Source organism: Klebsiella sp. RC2, assembly GCF_014192815.1.
Lineage (GTDB): Bacteria > Pseudomonadota > Gammaproteobacteria > Enterobacterales > Enterobacteriaceae > Klebsiella > Klebsiella variicola.
On sequence record NZ_JACHYL010000001.1, the window covers coordinates 379,410 to 394,497 of the forward strand.

The 15,088-nt window shown below is 55.8% G+C and carries 12 protein-coding genes; 5 read left to right on the forward strand and 7 right to left on the reverse strand.

What is annotated here, in order from left to right:
• Positions 1-16: 16 nt before the first annotated feature.
• The 3 genes from edd to FHW76_RS01830 form a co-directional block, all read right to left on the reverse strand.
• Positions 17-1,828: a phosphogluconate dehydratase gene (gene edd, locus FHW76_RS01820; protein WP_008804261.1), complete on the reverse strand. Its 1,812-nt coding sequence runs from the start codon at positions 1,826-1,828 to the stop codon at positions 17-19.
• 222 nt (positions 1,829-2,050) lie between these two features.
• Entirely contained in the window at positions 2,051-3,526 is a 1,476-nt protein-coding gene (zwf, locus tag FHW76_RS01825; RefSeq protein WP_008804260.1) for a glucose-6-phosphate dehydrogenase, read from the reverse strand.
• Between the two features lie 10 nt (positions 3,527-3,536).
• Positions 3,537-3,686: a hypothetical protein gene (locus FHW76_RS01830; protein ID WP_004145554.1), complete on the reverse strand. Its 150-nt coding sequence runs from the start codon at positions 3,684-3,686 to the stop codon at positions 3,537-3,539.
• A 159-nt stretch (positions 3,687-3,845) separates the two neighbouring features.
• Here FHW76_RS01830 and FHW76_RS01835 point away from each other — a divergent pair, with 159 nt between their 5' ends.
• Positions 3,846-4,751, forward strand: coding sequence for a MurR/RpiR family transcriptional regulator (locus FHW76_RS01835; protein WP_162493240.1), 906 nt, complete (start codon positions 3,846-3,848; stop codon positions 4,749-4,751).
• A 125-nt stretch (positions 4,752-4,876) separates the two neighbouring features.
• Positions 4,877-6,319, forward strand: a complete 1,443-nt coding sequence (gene pyk, locus FHW76_RS01840) for a pyruvate kinase (protein ID WP_002911440.1) — start codon at positions 4,877-4,879, stop codon at positions 6,317-6,319.
• Between the two features lie 61 nt (positions 6,320-6,380).
• On the opposite strand, the gene FHW76_RS01845 is transcribed toward pyk, so the two are convergent.
• Positions 6,381-7,715: a 2-hydroxycarboxylate transporter family protein gene (locus tag FHW76_RS01845; protein WP_012967679.1), complete on the reverse strand. Its 1,335-nt coding sequence runs from the start codon at positions 7,713-7,715 to the stop codon at positions 6,381-6,383.
• 419 nt (positions 7,716-8,134) lie between these two features.
• On the opposite strand from FHW76_RS01845, the gene FHW76_RS01850 reads away from it, so the two are divergent.
• The 3 genes from FHW76_RS01850 (at position 8,135) to dcuR (ending at position 11,611) form a co-directional block, all read left to right on the forward strand.
• Positions 8,135-9,082, forward strand: a complete 948-nt coding sequence (locus FHW76_RS01850; RefSeq protein WP_012541253.1) for an AEC family transporter — start codon at positions 8,135-8,137, stop codon at positions 9,080-9,082.
• Positions 9,083-9,144: 62 nt separating this feature from the next.
• Positions 9,145-10,830: an NAD-dependent malic enzyme gene (locus FHW76_RS01855; protein ID WP_183476166.1), complete on the forward strand. Its 1,686-nt coding sequence runs from the start codon at positions 9,145-9,147 to the stop codon at positions 10,828-10,830.
• Positions 10,831-10,894: 64 nt separating this feature from the next.
• Positions 10,895-11,611, forward strand: coding sequence for a two-component system response regulator DcuR (dcuR, locus tag FHW76_RS01860; RefSeq protein ID WP_008804254.1), 717 nt, complete (start codon positions 10,895-10,897; stop codon positions 11,609-11,611).
• Between the two features lie 30 nt (positions 11,612-11,641).
• Here dcuR and lpxM read toward each other — a convergent pair whose 3' ends face one another.
• The 3 genes from lpxM to znuA form a co-directional block, all read right to left on the reverse strand.
• Positions 11,642-12,613, reverse strand: a complete 972-nt coding sequence (gene lpxM / locus FHW76_RS01865; RefSeq protein ID WP_008804253.1) for a lauroyl-Kdo(2)-lipid IV(A) myristoyltransferase — start codon at positions 12,611-12,613, stop codon at positions 11,642-11,644.
• A 117-nt stretch (positions 12,614-12,730) separates the two neighbouring features.
• The gene (mepM, locus tag FHW76_RS01870) at positions 12,731-14,050 is read right to left on the reverse strand and encodes a murein DD-endopeptidase MepM (protein ID WP_012541251.1); all 1,320 of its coding nucleotides are present in this window, start codon (positions 14,048-14,050) and stop codon (positions 12,731-12,733) included.
• A gap of 15 nt (positions 14,051-14,065) precedes the next feature.
• Positions 14,066-15,010, reverse strand: coding sequence for a zinc ABC transporter substrate-binding protein ZnuA (gene znuA / locus FHW76_RS01875; protein WP_008804251.1), 945 nt, complete (start codon positions 15,008-15,010; stop codon positions 14,066-14,068).
• Positions 15,011-15,088: the final 78 nt, after the last annotated feature.

Sequence of the window (15,088 nt, forward strand, 5' to 3'; positions counted from 1 at the left end):
TAGAAATAAAATCGTCTTAAAAAGTGATGCAGGTTGCGCCCTGCTCCGCGCCAGAGAGCTTCTCACGCAGCGCCCCAAACATCTCCCGACCAGTTCCCACGCGCGACGCGCTGAGGTCAGGGATATGCGGCTGACGCGCCGCCAGTTCGGCATCGTCCACCAGCAGCGTCAGTTCCCCCGTCTGCCCGTTCACGCGAATCACATCGCCATCGCGCACTTTCGCCAGCAACCCACCATCATAGGCTTCAGGCGTGACATGGATAGCTGACGGGACTTTACCGGAGGCGCCAGAGAGTCGGCCATCGGTCACCAGCGCTATTTTGAAACGGCGGTCCAATAATACACCAAGTGGCGGCATAAGTTTATGTAATTCTGGCATCCCGTTCGCTTTTGGCCCCTGATGACGGACCACCACCACACAATCTTTATCCAGCAGGCCCGCTTCAAAGGCCGGCAATACGTCGTGTTGGCTCTCGAACACCACCGCCGGCGCTTCGATCACCTGATTCTCCACCGGGACAGCCGAGGTTTTCATTACCGCGCGCCCCAGGTTGCCGCTCAGCACCTTGGTGCCGCCGTGGCGGGAGAACGGTTTCTCGAAGGTCGCGATGACCTGATCGTCAAGCGGCGCTGTCGCCCCTTCACGCCAGTCCAGCTCGCCGTTGTTGAGCCACGGCTCCAGGGTATAACGCGACAGACCAAAGCCAGCGACGGTGTGAACATCCTCATGCAGCAGGCCGCCTTTCAGCAGCTCGCGCACCAGTACCGGAACGCCGCCCGCCGCCTGGAAGTGGTTGATATCCGCCGGGCCGTTGGGATAGAGGCGCGCCAGCAGCGGCACCACGTCTGACAGGTCGGAGAAATCGTCCCAGTTAATGATGATCCCCGCCGCGCGGGCCATCGCCACCAGGTGCATGGTATGGTTGGTGGAGCCACCGGTCGCCAGCAGCGCCACGATGCCGTTGACCACCACTTTTTCGTCGAACATTTTCCCCAGCGGCATCCACTCGTTGCCATTGCCGGTCATGCGGGTGACCTGGCGCGCGGCGGCGGCGGTCAGCGCGTCCCGCAGCGGGGCATCCGGATGGACAAAAGAGGAGCCCGGCAGCTGCATGCCCATAAACTCAACCACCATCTGGTTGGTGTTCGCCGTCCCGTAGAAAGTACAGGTTCCCGGCGCGTGGTACGAGGCAGCTTCAGACTCCAGCAGGGCCATACGATCCACTTTACCTTCCGCGTACAGCTGGCGAATGCGGACCTTCTCTTTATTAGCCAGGCCGCTGGCCATTGGGCCGGAGGGAATAAAGACCGACGGCAGATGGCCGAAAGAGAGTGCCGCCATGGTCAGGCCAGGAACAATTTTATCGCATACCCCGAGGTATAGCGCGCCGTCGAACATGTTATGCGACAGACCGATAGCGGCGGACATGGCGATCACTTCGCGGCTCAGCAATGAGAGCTCCATACCGTCCTGCCCCTGGGTTACGCCGTCGCACATTGCCGGCACGCCGCCGGCCACCTGGCCGACCGCATTGGCGCTATGCAGCGCTTTACGGATGATGTCCGGATAGTGTTCGTAGGGCTGGTGAGCGGACAACATATCGTTGTAGGAGGTAATGATGGCGATATTGTTGCGCAACATGCTTTTCAGAGAGGCTTTGTCGTCAGCCTGACAGGCCGCGAAACCGTGAGCCAGATTGCCGCAGGCCAGTTGCGCACGATGCACGGTGTCGGTTTTGGCCTGGTTAATCCTTGCGAGGTAAGCCGCGCGGGTGTCACGCGACCGTTCGATAATGCGATTTGTTACCCGTAACATTGTCGAATTCATAAAGGCTCCTCAAATTTGTATCTGTCCGGCCGCTGCGTGATGACGTATTTTTGTGCTAAAGGCCACCAACACCAGCGCTCAGGGGCAAAATGTCTGAAAGCAGTGTAATAAAAAAAGCCCCGTGGGTGAATCCTCACGGGGCTTAAAAGATTAAAAAGCGTGCGACTTTCTGCGTCAGATCATGTTACCGGTAAAATAACCCTGACGGATTAGGCGGCGAGCTTACTCGAACTCGTTCCATGAGCGGCCGTCACGGGTGATCATCGCCACCGACGCAACCGGTCCCCAGGTCCCTGCCTGATACGGTTTCGGCGCATCGCGGTCGGCAGCCCAGGCTTCGGTGATGGAATCCACCCATTTCCACGCCTCTTCCACTTCATCACGGCGGACGAACAGCGCCTGGATACCGCGCATGGTCTCCAGCAGCAGACGCTCATAAGCATCGGCCAGGTGCGTCTGGTTGAAGGTCTCGGAGTAGCTCAGATCCAGCTTGGTGATCTGCAGATTATGCTTATGGTCGAGGCCCGGCACTTTGTTCAGCACCTGGATATCCACCCCTTCGTCCGGCTGCAGACGAATGGTCAGCTTGTTCTGCGGCAGCTCCTGCCAGGTCTCTTTAAACAGGTTCAGCTCCGGAGTTTTGAAGTAAACCACGACCTCAGAGCATTTGGTCGGCAGACGTTTGCCGGTGCGCAGATAGAACGGTACGCCGGCCCAGCGCCAGTTATCGATATCGACGCGGATAGCCACGAAGGTTTCGGTGTTACTGGTTTTGTTGGCGCCCTCTTCTTCCAGGTAGCCCGGCACTTTTTTGCCCTGGGCAAAGCCGGCGGTGTACTGGCCGCGAACGGTTTTCTCACGCACGTTGGAGCGATCAATGCGGCGCAGGGATTTCAGGACCTTGACCTTTTCATCACGGATGCTGTCGGCGCTGAGATCGGACGGCGGTGACATGGCAATCATGCAGAGGATCTGCAGCAGGTGGTTCTGGATCATGTCGCGCATCTGCCCGGCCTGGTCGAAGTAACCCCAGCGCCCTTCAATACCCACCTCTTCCGCGACGGTGATTTCGACATGGTCGATAGTGCGGCAGTCCCAGTTATTGACGAACAGAGAGTTGGCAAAGCGCAGCGCCAGCAGGTTGAGGACCGTCTCTTTACCGAGGTAGTGGTCGATACGGTAGACCTGGCACTCTTCAAAAAACTCGCCGACCTGGTCGTTGATTTCACGCGAGGTTTCCAGCGAGGTACCCAGCGGTTTTTCCATCACCACGCGCGCAGGCTTGGCATTGAGCTTCGCTTCGCCCAGACCTTTGCAGATCGCGCCAAAGGTGCTCGGCGGCATGGCGAAATAGTTGATGGTGACACGGTTCTGTTGATCCAGCATCTCACCCAGACGCGTGAAGCCGCTGGTGTCATTGACGTCAAGATTACAGAACTCCAGGCGTCCGCTCAGGGAATCCCACAAACCCTCATCAATTTTTTCCTTCATGAAGGTTTCCAGCGCTTCGCGCACGACTTTGGTGTAAGCCGCTTTATCCCAATCGGCACGGCCGACGCCAATGATGCGGGTGTCGGCGTGGATCTGGCCCGCTTTTTCAAGCTGATACAGGGAAGGCAACAATTTACGTCGCGCCAGGTCGCCCTTCGCGCCGAAAATGACCAGGTCGCATGCCTGGGCCGTTTGCGTTACCGCCATGTCATTCTCCTCAGTTGATAGTCTGGTGCTTCTGCCAGGCTATATTTGTAATTTTCTTACACTGCACTGTACTGTGTTTACGTATTTCCCGAAAGCCTTCCCCTTCGTTTGCGGCGGTAAAACCGCACAGGGTGAAAACATTCGGCGATGATTTGGGCATCTGGCTGATATTGTTCGTTGTTTGTACCTGTTTCAGGTCAGTAAAATACGACTCTGATCATGTAATGAAAAAAAACAACATTATTTCACGTCATTCCTCACCGCTTGCGCTTGCGGAGGGGTATATTCTTGCTAAAACGCCCGATGATTTCACCCATTAATGAAATCGTTTCCATTGATGAGCGCCCTGTTACTAATGAACATGCTGGAAAAAATCCAGTCCCGACTGGAACACCTTAGCAAATCTGAACGCAAAGTGGCGGAAGTGATCCTCGCCACCCCCGCGCAGGCCATTCATTCGAGCATCGCCGCCCTCGCCCTTGAGGCCGGGGTGAGCGAACCGACCGTCAATCGCTTCTGCCGCAGTCTCGAAACCCGCGGGTTTCCTGATTTTAAACTGCACCTTGCCCAGAGCCTCGCGCACGGCACGCTCTATGTTAACCGGAATGTTGATGAAGACGACAGCGTTGAGTCATACACGGGAAAAATATTCGAATCGGCCATGGCGAGTTTAGATCAGGTCCACCATTCTCTCGACATGTCGGCGGTGAATCGCGCGGTGGATCTGCTGACTCAGGCCAAAAAAATCGCCTTTTTCGGCCTCGGTTCCTCGGCGGCGGTCGCCCATGATGCGATGAACAAATTTTTCCGCTTTAACGTGCCGGTCATCTATTCCGACGACATTGTCCTGCAACGCATGAGCTGTATGAATTGCGATGACGATGATGTGGTGGTGATTATCTCGCATACCGGAAGAACCAAGAGCCTGGTGGAGCTGGCGCAGCTGGCCCGTGAAAACGATGCCATGGTGATCGCCCTCACCTCCGCCGGTACCCCCCTGGCCCGGGAAGCCACGCTCGCCATCACCCTCGATGTCCCGGAAGATACCGACATCTATATGCCGATGGTCTCCCGTCTCGCCCAGCTGACCGTCATCGACGTATTGGCGACGGGGTTTACGCTGCGTCGAGGGGCAAAATTCAGAGATAACTTGAAGAGGGTCAAGGAAGCGCTGAAGGAATCGCGTTTTGATAAAGAACCGTTCGTACCCAGTGATAATCAATAAAAGTTGATAACAAGCAGTACCCCATTACACCTTCGATAACGATCCGGCTGTGCGACGTTGCAGGCTGGCGCTACCGAATCCATGTTCACGCAACACCAAAGTTGTATCAGTCAACGGAGTATTACATGTCCAGAAGGCTTCGCAGAACCAAAATCGTTACTACCTTAGGCCCAGCAACTGACCGCGATAACAACCTGGAAAAAGTTATCGCCGCGGGCGCAAACGTAGTGCGTATGAACTTCTCTCACGGCACCCCGGAAGATCATCAGCTCCGTGCCGACAAAGTGCGTGAGATTGCGGCAAAACTGGGCCGTCACGTGGCCATCCTCGGCGACCTCCAGGGACCAAAAATTCGCGTATCGACCTTCAAAGAAGGCAAAATTTTCCTCAACGTCGGCGATAAATTCCTGCTCGACGCTAACCTTGGTAAAGGTGAAGGCGACAAAGAGAAAGTCGGGATCGACTACAAAGGCCTGCCGGCGGATGTCGTGCCGGGCGATATCCTGCTGCTCGACGATGGTCGCGTGCAGCTGAAAGTCCTCGAAGTTCAGGGAATGAAAGTGTTTACTGAAGTGACCGTCGGCGGTCCGTTGTCTAACAACAAAGGGATCAACAAGCTGGGCGGCGGTCTGTCTGCCGAAGCGCTGACCGACAAAGACAAGGCTGATATCGTCACCGCCGCCAAAATCGGCGTCGACTACCTGGCGGTCTCTTTCCCGCGCTGCGGCGAAGACCTGAACTACGCCCGTCGCCTGGCGCGCGATGCCGGCTGCGATGCGAAAATCGTCGCCAAAGTTGAGCGTGCGGAAGCGGTCTGCGATCAGGATGCGATGGACGACGTGATCCTCGCCTCCGATGTGGTCATGGTTGCGCGCGGCGACCTCGGCGTCGAAATCGGCGATCCAGAGCTGGTGGGTATCCAGAAAGCGCTGATTCGTCGTGCCCGTCAGCTGAACCGTTCCGTCATTACCGCCACCCAGATGATGGAGTCGATGATCACCAACCCGATGCCGACTCGTGCGGAAGTGATGGACGTGGCCAACGCCGTGCTGGATGGCACCGATGCGGTGATGCTCTCTGCGGAAACCGCTGCCGGTCAGTATCCGTCGGAAACCGTGGCCGCGATGGCGCGCGTGTGTCTGGGCGCCGAAAAAATCCCCAGCCTCAACGTTTCCAAACACCGTCTGGACGTCCAGTTCGACAACGTGGAAGAAGCGATTGCCATGTCGGCGATGTATGCCGCCAACCACCTGAAAGGCATCACGGCCATCATCACCATGACCGAATCGGGCCGCACCGCGCTGATGACCTCGCGCATCAGCTCCGGTCTGCCGATTTTCGCCCTTTCCCGCCACGAGCGCACCCTGAACCTGACCGCACTCTACCGCGGGGTGACCCCGGTGTTCTTCGACAGCCAGAATGACGGGGTAGCCGCTGCGCACGATGCCGTCAATCTGCTGCGGGACAAAGGCTACCTGGTCTCTGGTGACCTTGTGGTCGTTACCCAGGGTGACGTGATGAGCACCATCGGCAGCACCAACACCACCCGTATCCTCACCGTCGAGTAAGCCTCGGTGTCGACCTGCCAGCGATGCGCTGGCAGGTTTTTTTTGCCCACTATCTGGCAGATTACACCACCCAGCTCAACAACAGCGTCGCGGCGATCACCGTCGACGCCCCGCCGATCCGCGTCGCAATCTGGGCAAACGGCATCAACCCCATCCTGTTTGACGCCGAGAGGATGGCCACATCTCCGGTTCCTCCAAGGCCGCTATGGCAGCTGGTCACGATAGCGGCTTCCACCGGATACATATTCAGGCGAGTAGCGATAAAGAAACCGCTCAGCGCCATGGCAATAACGATGGAGCCGCAAACCACGACGTAGCCAATGGAGAAGACCGAGACCACGCTCTCCAGCGGCACATACAGCATGCCCAGGCCGATCATCAGCGGCCACACCAGCGCGGCGGAGACAAACTTGTAGCAGCTATGCGCCCCCAGCTCCATCGCCGCCGGGATAACGTTGGTATATTTGCAGAAGACGGCCGCCAGAATCATCAGCACCGGCCCGGGAATATGCACTACCTTCTCCAGCAGACCACCGACGATGAAAAATGCACAAATCATCAGCAACCCGGCGCCCATCAGCTGAAAATCGGTGGGCTGGGTACTCTGATGCTGCGCAAAGACGCTATTATCGTCATGGCTGCGGATCAGCATCCCATTGCCGGAGAGCGCCGGACGACGTGCGCCCATGCGCGCCAGAAAACCAGCGCAGATAATGGCGAAAATATTCCCAACCACCGCGGCCGGCGCCAGCTGGGCAACATAGACATCAGGTGTTTGCCCGAGAATGGCCGAATAAGCCAGCGACAAAGGCAGGATCCCTTCGCCGATGCCGCCGCCGATAATCGGCACGATGATAAAAAAGAAGGTGTGGTAAATACTGTAGCCAAATAAGCTGCCCACCAGCAGGCCGGTTAATATTGCCGCCCCGGTCCCGGCCACCAGCGGGACAAACATACGCACCATCCCCTGGATCAGAATAGTGCGGTTCATTCCCAGAATACTCCCGACAACCAGACAGGCGATGACGAAATAGAGGAGATTGGCCTCTTTCATCAGCAAGTGCACAGTATCGAGCGTATGAGCTTCAAACACGCCAAAGTAGACCAATACTGAGGGCATCATCAGACACAATATGGCCGGCCCGCCAATGTCTTTTAGTACTGGCACCATGCGGCCAATCTTAGCCAGCGCGAATCCCAGGGTCATAATGACCGCCAGTCCGCCAATCATATTTTTCGGCAGCAGGCCCGCGCTCGCAGAGAGCGCGACGATCGCAGCGATACCAATAAAGAGCGTTAACGGTACGGCACCAACGTCGATATTGGATAAAAGTCGTGTCGATTGGCCGTTCGGTTGCGTTTTATCTATCGGGTGGTTGAGTGAATTATTTTCCATATTTTTACCTGAATGATAAGGAGGTAGCGTAGGGTAGTAACGCAATATTAAAATTTGCGTAGCAACATAAATGAAATAGCACTAAACACCGGCTCACCAAAATACACTCAAAACGGTAGCACAGGCGTTTAAAACAAAAAATGACAAACGGATTTCTTCTGTTGGCTTTGTGACTAAACTATAAAATTGATTTTAAGTAATTTAATTTATCGTCATAAAGCTAAAGTTTTCATCAATAGTGAAATTTAAATGCCATAGATACAACCCCATGATTTAACCCTGTTTTCTTTATTTGTAAGTAAAGTATCCGAGACGAAATTATTTAAAGGCAGGCGACTGTGATGACTATCACCTTTTAAATATTACGGGATCGCTAGATTGGCGACACAACAACCCGATAAAATATGTCAGGACATCTTATGCCTTCACTACTCTTACAATCTCTTTTCCCATTGGTATTTATCATGCTGCTGGGATGGCTTAGCGGTAAACTAGGCTATACCCGGCGCGAGGATGCCTCCGTTCTGGCCACGGTGGTGATCCGCTTTGCGCTTCCGTTCCATCTTTTTATCGGCGCGTTAAATACCCATCCCGATAAAATTAAAAACTTCACCTTTATGGCGGTGTTAGTCATTGGCCTGATGGGGTCCTATTTTCTCACGCTGCTGATCTCACGCTATGTTTTCCGTCATGATATTAAAACCAGCGCGATTCAGTCGCTGGTTTGCGCCTTCCCCGATATGGCCTACTTTGGCGCGCCCGTGCTGGCGGTACTGATAGGTCCGGAGGGTTTTCTCGGCGTGCTTATCGGAAACCTGGTGACCAGCGTATTGATGATCCCCCTGACTATTATCCTGATTCGCATGGGAGACAAGCACCGGAGCGCGGATGAACCCCAGCTTCACGCCGGGCAGCTGATCCTGCAAAACCTACTGAAGGCCGTGAGAAACCCCATCGTCTGGATCCCAATTTCCGGCGTATTGCTCAGCCTGGCGGGAGTCCAGCTGCCACCTATGCTCAGTATGCCTATTGAAATGGTGGGTAAAATCGCCGGCGGTCTGTCACTGTTCGCCCTGGGACTGCTGTTTTACGGCGAACGCCCGACGGTCAATATTCAAACCTGTACCAATATCAGTATCAAAAATCTGATCCAACCGGCAATGATGGCCCTGGCCGGACTGGCCTTTGGGCTCAGTCATACCTTAATGCAACAGGTTATTATCATCGGCGCGACGCCTTCCGCCATCGCGGCAGGGATGTTTGCGCTGCGCAGCGATACCTATATTGAGCCGGCCTCATCCTCTATTTTGCTGGGTACCGCCATCGGCGTCGTCACCGAAGGCATCATGATTTATCTCATTTCGTAATCACGGAAATAAAACACCAAGACATCAGGCAATGTTTTAATTTGATATTCAGGAGTCATCCAATGTTAGCCACAGAAACCTTATACACTCCCTATAACGGTGCCGTCCTGCTGGAAAATCCGTTATTAAATAAAGGCCTTGCTTTTACCGAAAGTGAACGCACGGCATTTAATCTTCAGGGACTGTTACCCCATAATGTTGAAACCATTGAAGAACAAACCGAGCGCGCATGGGGCCAGTTTTGCCAGTTCAAAAAGAGTATTTCGCGCCATATCTATCTCAGGAATATTCAGGATACTAACGAGACATTATTCTATAACCTGCTGCGTAGTCATATGAAAGAAACGCTGCCGGTGATCTATACCCCGACGGTGGGTGAAGCGTGTGAACATTTCTCAGAAATATATCGCCGGGGACGCGGTTTGTTTATTTCCTGGCCCAACCGTCACCAGATTGACGAAATGCTGCAGGGATTTTCCCGCAATGATATCAAAGTCATTGTCGTGACCGATGGCGAGCGCATTCTGGGGCTGGGCGACCAGGGGATTGGTGGCATGGGGATCCCCATTGGCAAACTCTCGTTATATACCGCCTGCGGGGGCATTCACCCGGCATCCACGCTGCCTATCATGCTAGATGTCGGCACCAACAACCCGCAGCATCTGGAGGATCCGCTGTATATGGGCTGGCGCCATCCGCGCATCAGCGACGAGCAGTACCTGGAGTTTATGGACATGTTTGTCCATGCCATTCAGCAACGTTGGCCGAATGTATTACTTCAGTTTGAAGACTTTGCCCAAAAGAATGCCACGCGACTGCTCAACCGTTATCGTCACCAGCTGTGCTGTTTTAACGATGATATCCAGGGCACCGCCGCCGTGACCTCAGGGACGCTGATCGCCGCTGCGGCCGCGGCCGGGACGCCGATCCGCGACCAGCGGGTAGTTTTCCTTGGCGGCGGTTCGGCCGGATGCGGCATTGCGGAAAAAATCATTGCGCTGATGGTGGATGATGGGCTTTCGCAGGAGGAAGCACGCCGCCGTATCTTTATGGTTGACCGCTTTGGCCTGCTGACGGATGAGATGCCCAATCTGCTCGATTTTCAGCGCGACCTCGTCACGCCGCGAGCCAGTATTGCCCACTGGAATACCGAGTCCGCCCAACTGTCGCTGATGGATGTCGTACGCAACGTCCACCCTACCGTACTGATTGGCGTGTCTGGCCAGCCGGGGTTATTTAGCGAAGAGATAGTGAAGGAGATGCATCGGCACTGCCCGCGTCCGATTATTATGCCGCTCTCTAACCCCACCTCCCGGGCCGAAGCCCAGCCGAAGGATTTGCTGGAGTGGACCCGGGGAAGCGCGCTGATCGCCACCGGCAGCCCGTTCGAACCCGTCTTCTACGACGGCAAAACCTACGATATCGCTCAGTGCAACAACGCCTATATTTTTCCCGGTCTGGGGCTGGGGATCCTCGCCAGTAAAGCGCAGCGCGTCACGGAAGCGATGCTGATCACCTGCAGTAAAACCCTGGCAGCCCACTCGCCTTTGGCGAGCCGTGAAACCGGTGCTTTACTGCCGCCGGTTGAAGAGATCGAAATGATTTCCCGGGCTATTGCCGCAGAGGTCGCTCGCGCCGCGCAGCGGGACGGCGTTGCGCCGCAGATTGACGAGGCACAGCTGGCGGCGAATATCGATAAAACCTTCTGGCGAGCGCGCTACACCGCCTATAAACGATCGTCATTCTGATCGTCATTCCTCAACTCATCTTGCGGGAAGCCGGCTGGCTTCCCGCCACACCGGGGAACCACGCATGTTCAATGTGCTGATCGTCGATGATGATCCCATGGTAGCCGACCTGAACCGGCTGTTTATCAGCCGGGTAGCTGATTTTCACTGCTGCGGGGTGGCGGCGACGATCGGCGACGCCAAAGCGATGCTAAGCCATCTGGCGCAGGTCGATCTACTGCTGCTGGATGTCTATATGCAACAGGAGAATGGCCTGGACCTGCTGCCGGCGCTTCGCGCAGATGGGCGGAATATTGACGTCATCATGATGACGTCTGCCGCCGATACGCTCACGCTACAAACGGCGCTGCACTATGGCGTGGTGGATTACCTGATTAAACCGTTTCAGTTTCCGCGCTTTGAGGAGGCCCTGCAGGCATGGCGCAAAAAGCGTGAGGTGACGCAGGCGAAATCCTGTTATGCCCAGGCGGATATCGACACCCTGCTGCGCCGCGGGATCCCGCAACAGGAAAGCGCCCGCCGCCTGCCGAAAGGGCTGACGCCGCAAACCCTTCGCCTGGTGTGCCAGTGGATTGACGACCATCAGGCGCGCGATTTTTCGACCAACGAGCTGGCGGCGGCGCTGCAGATATCCAGGGTGTCATGCCGTAAATACCTGATTTGGCTGGAGCAGATAAACGTGCTCTTCACGACCAATCACTACGGTATCACTGGCCGCCCGGAGTATCGCTACCGGCTTGTCGTCGAGAACCTGATGTTACTGACGCAATATAGCCAGTGAGCCAGGAACGCCCACTGGCTCTCTTTTAGACTACTTCTTTGGGAACAGCTCTTTGCGTTTGTAGGGCTCGATTTCACCCGGCTTGCGCGTTTTCAGCAGCTTCAGGATCCAGGTGTACTGCTCGGTGTGCGGCTTAACAAACACTTCCACTTCTTCGTTCATCCGCCGGGCGATCGTCGTATCGTCTGCGTCCAGCAGGTCGTCCATCGGCGGGCGGACCAGCACCGTCAGGCGATGCGTTTGGCCATCATAGACCGGAAACAGCGGTACGACGCGGGCGCGGCATACCTTCATTAAACGGCCAATCGCGGGCAGCGTCGCCTTGTAGGTGGCAAAGAAATCCACAAATTCACTGTGCTCAGCGCCGTGATCCTGATCGGGCAGATAGTAACCCCAGTAGCCCTGGCGCACCGACTGAATAAACGGTTTGATCCCGTCGTTGCGCGCGTGCATACGCCCGCCAAAACGACGGCGCACGGTATTCCACACGTAATCAAAGACCGGGTTACCCTGGTTGTGGAACATCGCCGCCATCTTCTGCCCACCGGAGGCCATCAGCATCGCCGGGATATCCACGCCCCAGGCATGCGGAACGAGGAAAATCACTTTCTCGTTATTACGCTGCATCTCGTCGATGATCTCTTTCCCCTGCCAGTCGACGCGGGCAAGGATTTTCTGCGGATCGCGCAGGCCCAGCTCGGCCATCATCACCATCGCCTGCGGCGCCGAGGCATACATGGCGTCGATGATCGCTTCCCGTTCGTGCTCGCTTTTTTCCGGAAAACAGTAGAGCAAATTAATCTGCGCCCGGCGCCGCGAGCTTTTCGCCAAACGCCCTACGAAGCGGCCGAGTTTTCCGAGGATCGGATCGCGAAAGGAAGGCGGCGTCAGCGCGATGCCTGCGAAGGCAAAGACGCCCAGCCACGCGCCCCAGTAGCGCGGCAGTAAAAAGGATTTCTCAAACTTAGGGATAAACTCAATATTATTTTTTTTCGTTTCCATGCCCAATCCGCAGGTCGACTGCTTAATCAAGATAATGGGATAGTGTAGCGAGACGTTAGGTAACCTACAAAAGAAAAAGCCGGCGCCCTGGGGCACCGGCTTTCCACTGACCGGTGGTTAGTCAAACCGCAGCTGCGGGACGACCTCTTTGACCTGCGCCAGGTAATCGGTACGGTCGGAACCGCTCAGCCCTTCGGTACGCGGCAGCTTAGCCGTCAGCGGGTTGACCGCCTGCTGGTTGATCCACACTTCATAGTGCAGGTGCGGCCCGGTAGAACGGCCGGTATTCCCCGACAGCGCGATACGATCGCCGCGCTTCACTTTCTGCCCCGGTTTCACCAGCAGCTTACGCAGGTGCATATAGCGGGTGGTATAGGTGCGACCGTGGCGGATAGCAACATAATACCCGGCAGCGCCGCTGCGCTTGGCCACTACCACTTCGCCATCACCCACTGCCAGCACCGGCGTCCCCTGCGGCATCGCGAAATCGACGCCACGATGCGGCGCGACGCGCCCGGTGACCGGATTCAGACGACGCGGGTTAAAGTTAGAGGAAACGCGGAACTGACGCGCCGTCGGGAAGCGCATAAAGCCTTTCGCCAGCCCCGTCCCGTTACGATCGTAGAATTTGCCGTCTTCGGCACGGATAGCATAGTAATCCTTACCGTCGGAGCGCAAACGCACGCCCAGCAGCTGACTTTGCTCGCGCTTGCCGTCGAGCATTTCGCGCGACATCAATACCGAGAACTCGTCGCCTTTTTTCAGCTTACGGAAATCCATCTGCCACTGCATGGCCTTGATCACCGCGCTGATTTCGGTACTGGTCAGGCCGGCATCGCGCGCGCTGGAGACAAAGCTGGCGCCGACGGTGCCCTTCAGCACATTGTTGACCCAGTCGCCTTTCTGCAGCTCGCTGCTCATTTTAAAACCGTTGTCCACACGGGTATAAGTGCGGGTTTCGCGGCGGGACATCTCCCAGGTCAGGCTCTGCAGATCGCCGTCCGCGGTCAGGGTCCAGGAGAGCTGCTGGCCAATCTTCAGATTACGCAGCTCTTTATCGGCGGAGGAAAGCTGGGCGATATCGCCCATATCGATACCGTACTGGTTCAGGATGCTGCTGAGCGTATCGCCAGTCGACACCACATATTCATGACCGCCGGCATCGGTATCGGCCTTCTCGTCGAGTTCATCCTGAGGAATGGCTTCTTCTTCCTGCGGGGCCTGGTCGATCGGCTCGGAGGCTTCCGGCAGCAGGGAACGGATCTCGCTTTTTTCCAGTTCAATGGTTCTGACGATGGGGGCGGATTCCGGGTGGTAAATGTAGGGTCGCCAGACGGCGACCGCTAAGGTAAGAACGCTAAGCGACCCCAACATGACGCGATGAGGTCGTGGCAGATTGTTGAATGCCTGAGTGACAGCGCGGGCTATCTGTTGCACGTATTCACTTCCTCGTTAATCTCCTTTCAGGCAGCTCGAATACTGATTCGCCAGCTGGGTCAGGAATTGCGGGTAACTCGCTTTACCCAACGTAATTCCAGTACCCAGCGGATCCAGGGTTCCCATGCGCACAGACGTGCCCCGGGCAACAGCTTCGATAACCGCTGGCCTGAACTGTGGCTCAGCAAAAACGCACGTGGCCTTCTGCTCAACCAGTTGTGTTCTGATTTCGTGTAAACGCTGCGCACCAGGCTGTATTTCAGGGTTGACGGTAAAGTGCCCCAGCGAGGTCAAACCGTAGTGTTTTTCAAAGTAACCGTAGGCGTCATGAAAAACGAAATAGCCCTTCCCTTTCAGCGGTGCCAGCTCATTGCTAACCTGCTTGTCAGTCGCCGCCAGCGCGGCCTCGAACTGCTGCAGGTTGCTGTCGAGTTTGGCTCGACTCTGCGGCATAAGTTCTAATAATTTATCGTGGATTGCAACCGCCGAAAGCCGCGCTATCTCTGGGGATAACCACAGATGCATATTGTAAATACCGTGATGGTGATCGCCGTCACTTTTTTCTGCTGCGCCGTGGTCATGACCATCATGATCGTCATCGTCATCCGCCCCGGTCATCAGCAGCGGCTTCACCCCTTCCAGCTCCGCGATGGTCACCTTTTTATTCGCCGCAATGCTTTGCGTCGACCTATCCATAAAGGCTTCCATTTCCGGCCCAATCCATACCACTAAGTCTGCGTTCTGTAAGCGTTTTACATCAGAAGGCCGCAGTGAATAGTCATGCTCTGAGGCGCCGTCGGGCAATAGCACCTGAGTATCTGTCACCCCATCGGCGATGGCGGCTGCGATAAAGCCCAGCGGTTTCATGGAAGTCACTACGGCGGCGCTGGCCAGCGGAACCTGCGCGAACAAAAAAACAGCGCCAAGTCCAGCGCAAAGAAGCGTATTTTTATGTAACATAATGCGTCTAGTCATCGAAACGAGTGAATGTGATGTGATATTATAACATTCACTAGCTTGTGCAACCCTAAATTACTA

Excerpts from the sequence above, each read along its gene's own strand:
- FHW76_RS01835 (WP_162493240.1), top strand. The coding sequence starts at position 3,846 with ATGAAATCGTTTCCATTGATGAGCGCCCTGTTACTAATGAACATGCTG.
- FHW76_RS01855 (WP_183476166.1), top strand. The coding sequence starts at position 9,145 with ATGTTAGCCACAGAAACCTTATACACTCCCTATAACGGTGCCGTCCTG.
- edd (WP_008804261.1), bottom strand. The coding sequence starts at position 1,828 with ATGAATTCGACAATGTTACGGGTAACAAATCGCATTATCGAACGGTCG.
- znuA (WP_008804251.1), bottom strand. The coding sequence starts at position 15,010 with ATGTTACATAAAAATACGCTTCTTTGCGCTGGACTTGGCGCTGTTTTT.
- FHW76_RS01830 (WP_004145554.1), bottom strand. The coding sequence starts at position 3,686 with ATGCCCAAATCATCGCCGAATGTTTTCACCCTGTGCGGTTTTACCGCC.
- FHW76_RS01850 (WP_012541253.1), top strand. The coding sequence starts at position 8,135 with ATGCCTTCACTACTCTTACAATCTCTTTTCCCATTGGTATTTATCATG.
- FHW76_RS01845 (WP_012967679.1), bottom strand. The coding sequence starts at position 7,715 with ATGGAAAATAATTCACTCAACCACCCGATAGATAAAACGCAACCGAAC.
- zwf (WP_008804260.1), bottom strand. The coding sequence starts at position 3,526 with ATGGCGGTAACGCAAACGGCCCAGGCATGCGACCTGGTCATTTTCGGC.
- lpxM (WP_008804253.1), bottom strand. The coding sequence starts at position 12,613 with ATGGAAACGAAAAAAAATAATATTGAGTTTATCCCTAAGTTTGAGAAA.
- dcuR (WP_008804254.1), top strand. The coding sequence starts at position 10,895 with ATGTTCAATGTGCTGATCGTCGATGATGATCCCATGGTAGCCGACCTG.
- pyk (WP_002911440.1), top strand. The coding sequence starts at position 4,877 with ATGTCCAGAAGGCTTCGCAGAACCAAAATCGTTACTACCTTAGGCCCA.